Origin of the sequence: Algoriphagus sp. A40, from assembly GCF_002002735.1 — a bacterium.
Classification (GTDB): domain Bacteria; phylum Bacteroidota; class Bacteroidia; order Cytophagales; family Cyclobacteriaceae; genus Algoriphagus.
Map to the genome: position 1 here is coordinate 193,919 of NZ_MUNY01000078.1, position 11,586 is coordinate 205,504.

Below are 11,586 nucleotides of genomic sequence, written 5' to 3' on the forward strand. Positions count from 1 at the left end.
TCTGAGGATATTCAAAAAGAGCCCCGAGGGGCTCTTTTTATTGGATTGTAACTGAAATCGTATTGTCATCTGGTAATCGGTCAATCAATTTATTGTACGGATCGATTCCCGCTTTTACGGGTTCACCTTTGACTTTGAATGTAATCGTGGACTCTCCGGGCTTGATTTTATGCTTTTGGATATAAAGAGGATTAACCCGGGTTCGTCCGTTTTCATCTTTATCCTCTGCTGCGAAAACTCCGATATCAATAAAATCGGCCTCATACTGTGCATTTTCTTCTTTCCCGGTTTCATCGGCGTAGAGCTTTTGAGATTTCACTTTCAGGGTGATTTCATATTCACCATCGGTGATCCGATTGGCCTGCACCTCCTCAGCTTTGTTGTCATAGAGGGTGATTTTGTTCCAGGTATCGTCCAAGTAATACTTGAGACTGTCAGGAGTTACAGCTTCGAGATGTCGGTATAGATCATAACTTCCAGGGAAGGGTGGAGTTTCCTTCAAGCCAAATTCCCGATTGAAGGCCCGCAATGCAGAATCCATCGCGTCTTGGCCGATGAGATCCTGAAGTCCATATAGGATCAAGCTGCCTTTGTAATACCATTGATAAGCCCGGTTACAGTTGATGAAGGTGTTTTCCTTTTTTCCTTCAGTGGATCGGCCGGAAAGGTAATTGTCCAATTCCTCTTTGAGAAACCGCTTCATGTTGTCTTTCCCGTATCTTCTTTGGGTAAGGATCAGAGCGGAATATTCTGCCAATGCTTCAGAAATCAAATTGGATCCACGGGTATAATTTGGGGTAATCTGATGCCCCCACCACTGGTGTGCCAACTCATGCGCGGTCACATAGTAGACGTAGTCAAAGTCATCCGGATCTTTGAAATCTGCCACCCATCCAAAACTTTCAGCAAATGGGACGGTGTTGGGAAAGGATTGTGCAAAGGTGGAATATCTGGGGAATTCCAGTAATCTCATTTGGCGGAATTGGAAATCCCCATAGGTTTCAGAGAAATAGGTGATTCCATCCTGGTAAGCTCCAAGGAATCGATCCAGGTTATATTGGTGCTTTTCATCGTGAAAGATTTCGAGATTCACTTTACGTCCGTCTGGCAATGCCGCCTCACCTTTCAAAACCTCATATTCCGCAGACACAAACGTGAAAAAGGACTGAATCGGGGTGTCTTGGATGTAATGGAAATAACGCCGTCCATTTTCTTCCCATTCCTTTTGCAAATATCCCGGTGCCACCGCAATCTGAGAAGGAATCGTACTCACCACCGCTTCAAACCGGATGAAATCAGCATCATCGGAAAACAGCAAGGTTCTCTCTCCATAGGGATCCCGATGCTCCGGATAATCTTCCGGCTTGGGAGGGAGTCCATATTTCTTTCGGTCCTCATCGCTTGACATTTCGGCGCCTTCACTGTAGCCAATTTCAGGAATACCACCGCTATAGAAAGTCCCGTTGTAGACAATATCCCTTCCAAAGCCGGAATTTGGAAATCCCTTAAAGTTTTTTTGACTTACGATAACCAATTCGAGGGTATCCCCAGGCATCATGGGCTGCGGCAAGGCGGTGATTTTATACCATTCCCGTTCAGGCTTTTTCCCAAGAACCTGAAACTTTCGAGGCTTGTATGTTAATGGAAAACGGTAGGGAAGCGTGTCCCCGTCAAGTACGACTTTGAAATCGCTCAAATCAGTGCTGTTGAAATGAATCGAATCAACTGGACTGTCTGTTTTATTTACCAATTGGATCTTTGCTTCAAAGTGGGCCTCCCTTTCCATTGGAAAAAGGTCGGCTTTGATGTTGACCTTGGTGATTTTGGGCTGGGGTATCCGCTCGTATTTTTTCAATTGCTCCTCGTAAGCTACCAAACGTTCATCGCCTTCATCCGATGTCAGGTAGCCGTTTTCATACACAACTTGTTGGTAGATATAACCTCCGGAAAGGAGTGCCAGAATCAATAACGCAAAGGAAAGCTTTGGAGCAGGATCACTCAACCTGGATTTGGCAGTTTTCAGACGACTTTTCCAGGAATCCTCTGTACCCCTGCTGAAGAATATGCTGAAAAACAGCACCAGAAAAATTCCCCAAGCTGTCCAGTAAATGTTGAACCAGATCAGGGCTTCGGCAAAGTGCCCGAGTCCATTCATATCGCTCCAGGTGTAGCTGGGTTTGTAGCTGAAGAAGAACAGGTTGAAATTGTAATCTGCAAAGTCCCTCAAGATGATCATCACCAGCCAAATTCCAATCGCGGCGGCATGTCCGGCAAATTTGTTGTTGACCACCAGATGAACTGCAAAAACCAGCATCACCATCTGCAGAAAGTCCGGAAGAGAGATCAGGTAGCTGTCGATCAGATAAACTGGTAAATCGTAATCGAAATAGCCTTTAAGTGTTTGGATCAAAAGCCCAACTACAATTGGCAGTGAGGTCAAAACCAGACAAATGAATCCCATCCCGAAAAACTTGGAAGCGATTACCACTCCGTCTTTGACTGGAAACGTGTCATTGATCACGGAATATCCAGTCGATTTGTCCCGGTGAAGTGCCTCTCCGGTGAAAAACACCAAAATGATGAACACAAAAATCAGGTAATCGTACCCTTTATATTCCATCAGGAAGGAGGTGGAGGGGAAATTTGAAACGCTGTAAATGGTGTTTCCGATCCAAAAATCCAATACGAGAAAGATCATTCCACCCAACAAAATCGACCGGAAATACACATCTTTCAAGACATTTTGAATTTCGATTTTGGTCAATGTGATGAAGCTTCTCCACTGGTAATCCGAAGAAAAATCCGGAACCAAGCGCTTCAAAAGGCCAACTGGAGCAGGTTCAGAATCTTTTTTCTCCTTGAGTTTCTTTTGACTGGTTTGGAAAAAATAGGTGAAACTGAATCTGAAATACGATGCAATGAAGAAGATAATTCCGACTGTCACCCAAATAATCCTGTTGAGCAGGAGGTTTCCCGTTACCGAAAGGAGAAAACTGTTTTGCTCAAAAGGGGTGAGGTAGCGGGTCTGAAGGTCAAATGAATTTAAGGCAAATGGATCAATAAGCTGAACCAAATCCTTGTTTTCAATATCCTGAGCAAGAAAATTGGACAACAAATACCCAATAAAAATCACAATTCCTCCTGAATAGATTGAGCGGATATTCCGTGTGAAAATGATTAGGGCAAAGAATATAGACCCTGCCAGCCAAAGGTTGGGCACCACCAAAGTCAGCCAGGGATGCAGGTAATTGATCAGGGAATTGGGGCCATATCGCTCAGCATCCGTTCCGAAAAGCGGTCCCAGCAAACTTCCCAGATAAATACCAATCAGTGCACCCAGTGAAATAAAGAGCAGTGCCACGAAGGAACCCCAAAACCTGCCCATGAAATAGCCAAACTTGGAAATCGGGTAGCTGAAAAGGAAAGTGCCCGTTTTATGCTCCAAATCACGGTAAAGCGGAACTCCCATGACTGCTGAGGCAATCAAAATCCCGAACAGTGAAACCAAAACCAAAAGGTTGGCAATGACGATCGGGGAGTTGTGATAGACTTTTTCGGAGGCAGGAGTATTCCCAAATCCGATTAAAAGAAGGGCTACTACAAGCAGCAGGGCGAAGTAAATCCAAGTCGCCGGACGGCCAAACCTGTATTTCAGCTCGAAAAGAAAGATATCCTTAAACATTGCGCGGTGCTTAAATGGTTATAGGATCTACTTTTCTGGAAATAAAACTGAAATAAACATCCTCTAGATCTGCTGGGACTGCCTCAAAACCATTGCCGGGAGCCTCTTCGCTTTCGATTCTCAAGCTGAGTCTTCCCTCGATCAACTTGGTAGAGATCACATGGAAATCCTTGCGGTATTGGTCCAGTTCCGATTTGTCAATGACCTTGCGGAAGATTTTTCCCTGCACCATGGCTAGGCCTTCTTTTGGTTTGCCCTGCATCAGCACTTCTCCAAAACAAATGATGGCCATATTGGAGCAAAGCGTGTTCACATCCTCGACGATGTGGGTCGATAGGATCACAATCGTATTTTCTCCGATTTCAGACAGGAGATTGTAAAAGCGGTTTCGCTCAGATGGATCCAGACCGGCTGTGGGTTCATCTACGATGATCAAGGAAGGATTCCCCACCAGTGCTTGGGCAATTCCAAAACGCTGTCGCATCCCTCCGGAGAAGGTTCCCAGTCCTTTTTTCCGGTCTTTGAAGAGGTTTACTTTCTGCAAAAGCGACGCAACCAGATCTTTTCGCTCAGTTTTATTTCCGATTCCTTTCATCTGGGCGATATGATCCAGCATGGTCTCGGCACTGATCCTCGGATACAATCCAAAATCCTGCGGCAAATAACCGAGTCTTTCCCGGACAGCTTGTTTGTCTTTCAAGACATCAATTCCGTCGAGCATGATCGTGCCAAAGTCAGCATCCTGAAGTGTAGCGATAGTTCGCATCAGGGTGGATTTACCTGCGCCATTGGGTCCTAGCAGGCCAAACATGCCTTGAGGAACTGTGAGCGATATGTTGTTGAGTGCTTTTACTCCGTTGGAGTAGGTTTTGGAGAGGTTGTTTATGATCAATTCCATGGACGTGGGTTGAAGTGTATTAGATTGGGGCTTCTAGAGGTTTATTTCGGGAAAAATGCGTATTTCCAAATTTTATCTTTTTGAATATAAGCATTTGATTTAAAAGGTATTTCTTAAAAAAGGATAATTGCAGGTGATGAGTTTTGGAAGCAGAATTTCCTCAGGTGGTCACAGGCTTTTAGAAAAAAATCTCTAACTAAGATTCCGTATTGCCAACCTACCCCACCTATGAAAAAACTTATTCTTTTCCTTTTGTTGATTTGTTCGGCCGGTTTAGCCAAAGCCACTGAGCTGGTATCCATGATCCAAGCCTATCAGGCGGATCGCGGAGCTTTGTCCCGAATTTACACCAACCGACTTTCCACAGAGTATTTCACTCGAATGGAGTCCTTCAACAAGGATTATCTTTCTTCTTTGCAAGCCCAGAATTATGGAGCATTGTCTGAGGACGGAAAAATCGACTATGTCCTTTTTCGCAATTACCTTGAAAAGGAGCTGGCCACTTTGGACCTAGACAAAAGAGCGTTCACGGAAGTGCAGTCGGTTGTTGCTTTCGGAAAACTCTTAGAGGAATTCGTCATTGCCCGCAGGCGAGCCAAACAGCCCAATTCACAGGAATTGGCAGCCAGCTGGAATCAGGTTGCAAAATCTGTGGATGCTCAACTTAAATCCTTGGCCAATTCCCCAAAATACGACAGCTGGCAGAAGGCAGATCTTGCTGCTTCAGCCGTCGAAAGCCTAAGCAAAGCGACAAAAGAAGCTTATGATTTTTACTTTGATTACGATCCGGAATTTACCTGGTGGATGCCTGAGCCTTGGAAAAAACTGGACGAAAACATGAAGGCTTATGCCAAAGGATTGCGTGAGCACTACACTAACTCAGTGAAAGACGACGGCAGCGGGATCATCGGAAAACCGATCGGAAGAGAAGCATTGGAAAAGCAGCTTGCCTTCGAAATGATCGCCTATTCTCCGGAAGAGTTGATTGTCGAAGCAGAAAAGCAGTTCGCCTGGTGCGAAAAGGAAATGTTGGAAGCTTCCAATGAACTCGGTTTCGGAGATGACTGGAAGGCGGCTTTGGAAATGGTGAAAAACACTTACCTGCCTGCTGGTGCCTGGCCGGAGGAAGTGGCCAGATTGGGGGAGGAAGCGATCGAAATTATGGAAAAGAATGACTGGATCACTGTTCCATCCTTGGCAAAAGAAACCTGGAGAACGACCATGATTTCGGCCGAAAGACAGCGGGTAAGTCCATTTTTCCTAGGAGGAGAAGTGATTCAAATTTCTTATCCGACTTCTGAAATGAGCCATGAGGAAAAAATGATGTCCATGCGAGGCAACAACCCACACTTTTCCCGTGCGACAGTCCAGCATGAGTTGATCCCAGGCCACCATTTGCAGCAGTTTATGAACCAGCGCTACATGACGCACCGACGTATGTTTGGTACTCCGTTTTGGACCGAAGGCTGGGCGCTTTATTGGGAGTTTGTGCTTTGGGATCGGAATTTCCCAAGAGATGCCAAAGACAAAGTGGGGATGCTTTTTTGGAGAATGCACCGCTGTGCAAGAATCATTTTCTCACTGAATTATCACTTGGGCAAAATGACTCCGCAGGAATGCATCGATCTACTGGTTGATAAAGTAGGTCACGAATATGCCAATGCCGAAGCGGAAGTACGCCGTTCATTTGAGGGAAGCTATGGGCCACTCTATCAAATCGCATACATGATCGGAGCTTTGGAGATCTATTCGATGAGAAAAGAAATGGTCGACTCCGGCAAAATGCCTGAGAAGGAATTTCACGACCTGATCATGACCCAAAACGCCATGCCGATCGAGATTCTGAGGTCCAAGGTTACCGGTAAACCTTTGGACAAAAACCATAAGGCAAGCTGGAGGTTTTTGGATTGAAATTGGGGTCACTCCTCCAAGGGGACCATTCCCTTGGAGGAGTTAAATTTTGGAACCATCAGGCATATGAAATGAAAAATTAGTTTTATCTTTTTTCAAATTTTGATTTTATGAATTACTTAGAAACTATTGGGTATTTACTTTTTGTAGGAGTTCAATTGGCATTTATTGTGGGGATTTTTTAGTTGGTATATTATTATTCCTGGAAATCTTGGAGGGAGTTCCGGAATAAAAAATCTTAATAAAAAAGGGAAGCTTTCGCCTCCCTTATTGTATCTCATAGGATTAGATTCAATCCGGGGTGTTCTTCAATTTGATCACGATCACTCCGTTTTCTCCTGCTTTTCCATATTTTTCAATGGCTTGTTCTCCTTTGAAAACTGACATGCTTTCGATGTCATCGGGGTTTATAGATTCAAAGGAGACTACTTTTTTTAATCCGGATTTGGTTTCGATATAGTAAAGTGGTTGCTCTCCATTCCCAGCTACACTCACAGCGATCTTTGGAGAAGATGCGATCGATAAACCATTGACTGAGGCAGTACCTGTGCCTGAAATCACTTGGACTTGGTTGCCAGAGATTGAGGACGCTGTTGCAATTTTATAAACCTTGCGTTCTTCCAGTTTGCTGATTTGCTCGGGAGTCAGCTCGTTTTTGATCGAAACCATGGTGTTGAGCTGCGTCTTTTTCATCTGGTTTTCCAGCCTGAGGACTTCGTCCATTTGTTTGGAAGCTGCCGCTAGATCGATTTTGGGCTGATCCAGTATCTTTTTAAGCTTAGCCGTGGCATCATCCAAATCCCATTTTAGCGTAGAAAAGGACCCGGAATTGTCCGCGTGCAGTTTTTTGATCTTGGCCACTTGTGCGTCAGTCAGCTCGATGTCATCTTTCACTTCCATCAGATTTGTGGTCGTGTAGATTTTATCTTTGAAGATGTTTGGATCAGCTATTGTCACATATGCTTTTTCCTGTTGCCCATGGGCAAATCCGGCCAAGCAAAACAGGTAGATAAAGAGTATTTTTTTCATAGTTCTGGATTTTTGAATTGGAATAGTTGGTTTAGCTAGTATTCAGTGAGGAGGGAGGCAGTTGGAGATTCCCACATGTCCATCTCGTTGGTATGCTCGATGCTGAATTGCATCTCCTGATCGGGACCTTGTTCCAAGGTGATGATCACCACCTCGTCTATCGGGGTAGGAGGCGCAGGAGTTTCTTTTTCTCCGAAAAGGAAAAATCCTGTGACCATTGATGCGGCAATTCCCATCGGAATCCACCAATTGATGGATTTTGATTTTTTGAATTCAGGAAAATCAGGTTCCTGAATTTCCAGGTCTTTTTCGATCATTGCTTGGAAAAAGGCCTGTATCTCTTGATCTTCTTCGTGTCGTTTCATTTTTCTACTCTCGTTTTTTCGATCCATTCCTTGAGTCTTTTCTTTCCGCGATCGTAGTGGGTTCTCACTGTGCCAATGTGCAATTGCATCACTTCGGCGGTTTGGTCAAGGGTCATGTCATGGTAAAAGACCATCAGCATGACTTCCTGCTGCATTTTTGGTAGCCTCCTGACAAGTCTTTCATAGTTGTCTTCCTCTGCTTCTGCATCCTCCCAGACCAACTCTGCCTCACTTTCAAGACTGCTCCACTTTCCGGCTTTTCGCAATTCATCAATCGCTGTAAATCGGATGATCGAAAAAAGCCAGGTTTTGGGAAACTGCCCGTCTTTCAGCTTTGCCTTTCCTTCCAAAACTTTCAAATAAACCTGCTGGACGACGTCTTTTGCCAATTCTCCATCAAATCCACAGCACTGACGAGCCCATAAGTAAGCCTCTCGGTGGTGCTGTCGAAGTAAAGTTTCGAGTTGGGTTCGGTTCATTTACACTACTTAATCGGATTGTCTGAGGATTTATATGACAAGGATTAAAAAAAGTTGGAAAGTTGTGAGGTAACAAGGTTGTAAGGTTGCAGTAACCTTACAACTTTACAACCTTACAAATATGATCCCAACTCTCCAAGGGTTTTGAAACCCTTGGAGAGTTGATTTAGACTACTATGTGGCCCCAACTAATCCGCCAATTCCGACACCATCTGAAGCTGGAGCGTTCTCTTAGTGAAAATTCTATCGAAGCTTACACCAGAGACGTTGAAAAGCTTGCTGCTTTTGCCGCAGCCGAATTTTCCGGGAAAGGCCCCTTGGAAATGGAATTGGAGCACCTTCGCCGTTTTGTCAATGCCTTGGCCAAGTTGGAGATTTCGGCTTTTTCACAAGCCCGGATTATTTCGGGAATCAAAGCTTTTTATCGCTTTTTGATGTATGAGGACAAGATCAAAGAGGATCCGGCCCAACTACTCGAAGCGCCAAAGCTTGGGCGGAAACTTCCGGACACGCTCAGCTTTCAGGAAATCGAAAAACTGCTGGAAGCGATTCCGCTTGGAGAAACCGAAGGCCATCGCAACCGGGCCATGCTGGAAATGCTTTACAGTTCCGGACTTCGGGTATCTGAATTGACCGAGCTGAAAAAGAGCCAAATCTTCTCGGAAATTGGCTTTCTGAAGATTGTGGGAAAAGGAAACAAGGAGCGACTGGTTCCGATCGGAAAAGATGCACTGAAGTACCTCAAGATCTATCAGGAGCAAGTTCGAGTGCATCAGACGCCAACCAAAGGCCATGAAGAGTTTGTTTTCCTAAACCGTCGGGGACAGAAACTTACACGGGTAATGATTTTCCTGATTATCAAAAAGACGGCTGAGCAAGCCGGGATTAAAAAAAATATTAGTCCGCATACTTTCCGGCATTCCTTTGCAACACACCTGATCGAAGGGGGAGCGGATCTGAGAGCTGTGCAGGAAATGCTTGGTCATGAAAGCATCACTACAACGGAGATTTACACCCATTTGGATCGAGATTATTTAAGGCAGGTGCTGACAGATTTTCATCCGAGGAAATGATTTGATTTCGGATTTCGGAAATTGGATTTCGGATTTTTAAAAACACGAAATGCACATGGTCGAATAAAAGTTTTTGCCTAATCGTAATGAAATCTACATTTAGCAATCAAAATCTCATCCCCTTTGACTTGGTAAATGAGTCGGTGCTCCTCGTCAATTCTCCTAGACCAAAATCCAGAATATTTATGCTTAAGAGGCTCAGGTTTGCCGATTCCGTCAAATGGATTTCTTGAAATATCCTTCAATAAATCATTGATTCGCTTTAGTTTTTTCCTGTCGGTTTTTTGCCAAAAAAGATAGTCCTCCCAAGACTCATCCACAAAAATCAACTTCATTCCTCAATCAGATCTTTGGTAAATGATTTACCGGATTTTAGTTTTTCAATTGCGGAGTCTAATCTTTTTTCATTTTCACGAGAAGATAATTCGTGTTGGGTGGCTTGAAGGGAATTGTATTCTGCTAAAGACATGATGACCACGCCATTGTCTTTTCCACGATTTATGATGAGCGTTTCAAAGTTTTGAGTGACACGATCAAAATATTTTTTGATGTCGTTCCTGAAATCAGACAATGTGGTCGTAATCATGAGTTTTGTTATTTATGTACAAATATATGTACATATTAATGTAAAAAGGAAAATCTAAAAGTCTAATTTTAACCGCTTGGAAATCACTGAGCCTAAAACATCTTTTATCGTATTAATATTTTAAAATTCATAGCATGAAAAAGCTTATCCACTTTTTAGTCTCTTTATCCATTTTCGCCTCCTGCACCACTTCCAAAATCTATACTTCTCGCTCTTGCTCGGTTTGTCTGAATCCAAATGATGGGATTCTATTGCTTCCGTTAGCATGGGAACCCAGCTTTCAGCTGCTTAGTGTCGCTGAGAAAAACCAGCTGGAAAGGCAGATTTTAAGTGATTTGAGGGGAAAAGGCTTTACAAAAATTGAGCTTTATGACCAACTCGATTATGAATTGCTCAAGTCTTGAATCAAAGATCTGAACGATCCCAGCCAACGGGCTAAAATCGAATCCGAATTAGGATATACTTATCTTCTCGGACTTTCATTGGGGCCTACTCGGGAGGGAGAAGGCTGGTCATATCAGACCGACCAGGAGGCATACGATCTCGCTCCAGAACCTGACATGGAGGTAAGCGCAATCCTAAGAATAGCCTTGATTGAGACCAAAACAGGAGAAATCGTTTCTGATAACACCGTAGTTTCCGAAAACTCTGGCTTCAGCAAATCAGACAAAGACGGAGGTTCCGACTACTGGAATTTTGCGTCCATATCGGGCGTGATCCGATCAGGTGTGGGAAAGGGAGTTGACTTTTTGGCAAAGAACTGCGGATGTTAATTCAGCCAATACTCAAATCGAGTCGATATTGAATTTCAGAATCAAGTTAGGATCAGGGCAGTTTTTTCGATAAAACTCCAAATCCTTTTCTGCCGCAACCCCGGGATAATCTCCACTATTTTCTCCCAAATCCCACATCAACTGAAAGTGCAAATGTGGAGGCCAATCTCCATTTTCCGGGTAGGGTCCGACATTGCAGAGTAGATCTCCTGATTTAATTTCTTTTCCTATTTCTAAATTTTCCAGATCACTTCGAAAGAGATGACCATACAGCGAAAACAACTTTTTCCCTGCAAGGTCATGCTCCAATATGATCGTTGGGCCGTAATTTCCAAAACCAACATTGTCTTGGAAGCTGTGGACTTTTCCATCCATTGGAGCATAAACCGAAACCCCGGCTTTGGTCCAAATGTCAATTCCTAGGTGGATATTTCTAAAATCGGCTTCTGTTGTGGCAAAAACTTCACTTCGACTGTAAATCGCACGGTTTTCCAGATAGCCTCCGATCCCGTATTTTTTGTTTTTCCCTTTCAGCTTTCCGAAAACATATCGGTCAAATTCTTCAGTATCAACGAGATTTAGGAATTTCAATTCGCTGTTTGCGGCAGTAAAATCAAGTTTTAGGGTATTTTTTGCGGTGAGCTTTTCGCCCATAATCGGTGAAAACTCAAAATCAATCCAATTCATTCTGTGAAAATATAGATTCAAAAAGAATAATTTCGATATCTGTACCCGGATGGGTGAATTTCACTTTTCTCCAATCTCTTTCCCCATTTCTCTGAGTTTATCC

The 11,586-nt window shown here is 43.8% G+C and carries 12 protein-coding genes; 4 read left to right on the top strand and 8 right to left on the bottom strand.

Annotated elements, in window-relative coordinates:
* Positions 1 to 37 precede the first annotated feature (37 nt).
* Positions 38 to 3,682: a M1 family aminopeptidase gene (locus B0E43_RS20775; protein WP_077353302.1), complete on the bottom strand. Its 3,645-nt coding sequence runs from the start codon at positions 3,680 to 3,682 to the stop codon at positions 38 to 40.
* A gap of 10 nt (positions 3,683 to 3,692) precedes the next feature.
* Positions 3,693 to 4,580, bottom strand: a complete 888-nt coding sequence (locus B0E43_RS20780) for an ABC transporter ATP-binding protein (RefSeq protein WP_077353303.1) — start codon at positions 4,578 to 4,580, stop codon at positions 3,693 to 3,695.
* A 228-nt stretch (positions 4,581 to 4,808) separates the two neighbouring features.
* On the opposite strand from B0E43_RS20780, the gene B0E43_RS20785 reads away from it, so the two are divergent.
* A complete protein-coding gene (locus B0E43_RS20785; RefSeq protein WP_077353304.1) occupies positions 4,809 to 6,491 on the top strand; it encodes a DUF885 family protein in 1,683 nt (560 codons plus the stop codon).
* Positions 6,492 to 6,782: 291 nt separating this feature from the next.
* Here the strand turns inward: B0E43_RS20785 and B0E43_RS20790 are convergent, their stop codons facing one another.
* The 3 genes from B0E43_RS20790 to B0E43_RS20800 are packed head-to-tail and all read right to left on the bottom strand — an operon-like array spanning position 6,783 to position 8,364.
* The gene (locus tag B0E43_RS20790; RefSeq protein WP_077353305.1) at positions 6,783 to 7,520 is read right to left on the bottom strand and encodes a Spy/CpxP family protein refolding chaperone; all 738 of its coding nucleotides are present in this window, start codon (positions 7,518 to 7,520) and stop codon (positions 6,783 to 6,785) included.
* Positions 7,521 to 7,555: 35 nt separating this feature from the next.
* Positions 7,556 to 7,885: a hypothetical protein gene (locus tag B0E43_RS20795; RefSeq protein WP_077353306.1), complete on the bottom strand. Its 330-nt coding sequence runs from the start codon at positions 7,883 to 7,885 to the stop codon at positions 7,556 to 7,558.
* Positions 7,882 to 8,364, bottom strand: coding sequence for an RNA polymerase sigma factor (locus tag B0E43_RS20800; protein WP_077353307.1), 483 nt, complete (start codon positions 8,362 to 8,364; stop codon positions 7,882 to 7,884). The genes B0E43_RS20795 and B0E43_RS20800 overlap by 4 nt, the downstream gene beginning before the upstream one ends.
* A 176-nt stretch (positions 8,365 to 8,540) precedes the next feature.
* On the opposite strand from B0E43_RS20800, the gene xerD reads away from it, so the two are divergent.
* On the top strand, positions 8,541 to 9,437 hold the full coding sequence (gene xerD / locus B0E43_RS20805) for a site-specific tyrosine recombinase XerD (RefSeq protein ID WP_077353308.1): 897 nt from the start codon (positions 8,541 to 8,543) through the stop codon (positions 9,435 to 9,437).
* Positions 9,438 to 9,514: 77 nt separating this feature from the next.
* Here the strand turns inward: xerD and B0E43_RS20810 are convergent, their stop codons facing one another.
* Both B0E43_RS20810 and B0E43_RS20815 read right to left on the bottom strand, forming a co-directional pair.
* Complete coding sequence (locus B0E43_RS20810) at positions 9,515 to 9,772, bottom strand: Txe/YoeB family addiction module toxin (RefSeq protein ID WP_077353309.1); 258 nt, start codon at positions 9,770 to 9,772, stop codon at positions 9,515 to 9,517.
* Entirely contained in the window at positions 9,769 to 10,023 is a 255-nt protein-coding gene (locus tag B0E43_RS20815; protein ID WP_077353310.1) for a type II toxin-antitoxin system Phd/YefM family antitoxin, read from the bottom strand. The genes B0E43_RS20810 and B0E43_RS20815 overlap by 4 nt, the downstream gene beginning before the upstream one ends.
* Positions 10,024 to 10,157: 134 nt before the next feature.
* Between B0E43_RS20815 and B0E43_RS20820 the strand changes: the two genes are divergently transcribed.
* Positions 10,158 to 10,427: a hypothetical protein gene (locus B0E43_RS20820; RefSeq protein ID WP_077353311.1), complete on the top strand. Its 270-nt coding sequence runs from the start codon at positions 10,158 to 10,160 to the stop codon at positions 10,425 to 10,427.
* A 78-nt stretch (positions 10,428 to 10,505) separates the two neighbouring features.
* Complete coding sequence (locus B0E43_RS20825; protein WP_077353312.1) at positions 10,506 to 10,796, top strand: hypothetical protein; 291 nt, start codon at positions 10,506 to 10,508, stop codon at positions 10,794 to 10,796.
* 12 nt (positions 10,797 to 10,808) lie between these two features.
* Here B0E43_RS20825 and B0E43_RS20830 read toward each other — a convergent pair whose 3' ends face one another.
* Positions 10,809 to 11,483 (bottom strand): peptidoglycan DD-metalloendopeptidase family protein, encoded by a 675-nt coding sequence (locus tag B0E43_RS20830; RefSeq protein ID WP_077353313.1) that lies wholly within the window; start codon positions 11,481 to 11,483, stop codon positions 10,809 to 10,811.
* Positions 11,484 to 11,586 lie beyond the last annotated feature (103 nt).

Coding starts and splice junctions, on each gene's coding strand:
- B0E43_RS20820 (WP_077353311.1), top strand. CDS start 10,158: ATGAAAAAGCTTATCCACTTTTTAGTCTCTTTATCCATTTTCGCCTCC.
- xerD (WP_077353308.1), top strand. CDS start 8,541: ATGTGGCCCCAACTAATCCGCCAATTCCGACACCATCTGAAGCTGGAG.
- B0E43_RS20810 (WP_077353309.1), bottom strand. CDS start 9,772: ATGAAGTTGATTTTTGTGGATGAGTCTTGGGAGGACTATCTTTTTTGG.
- B0E43_RS20790 (WP_077353305.1), bottom strand. CDS start 7,520: ATGAAAAAAATACTCTTTATCTACCTGTTTTGCTTGGCCGGATTTGCC.
- B0E43_RS20785 (WP_077353304.1), top strand. CDS start 4,809: ATGAAAAAACTTATTCTTTTCCTTTTGTTGATTTGTTCGGCCGGTTTA.
- B0E43_RS20775 (WP_077353302.1), bottom strand. CDS start 3,682: ATGTTTAAGGATATCTTTCTTTTCGAGCTGAAATACAGGTTTGGCCGT.
- B0E43_RS20780 (WP_077353303.1), bottom strand. CDS start 4,580: ATGGAATTGATCATAAACAACCTCTCCAAAACCTACTCCAACGGAGTA.
- B0E43_RS20800 (WP_077353307.1), bottom strand. CDS start 8,364: ATGAACCGAACCCAACTCGAAACTTTACTTCGACAGCACCACCGAGAG.
- B0E43_RS20815 (WP_077353310.1), bottom strand. CDS start 10,023: ATGATTACGACCACATTGTCTGATTTCAGGAACGACATCAAAAAATAT.
- B0E43_RS20830 (WP_077353313.1), bottom strand. CDS start 11,483: ATGAATTGGATTGATTTTGAGTTTTCACCGATTATGGGCGAAAAGCTC.
- B0E43_RS20795 (WP_077353306.1), bottom strand. CDS start 7,885: ATGAAACGACACGAAGAAGATCAAGAGATACAGGCCTTTTTCCAAGCA.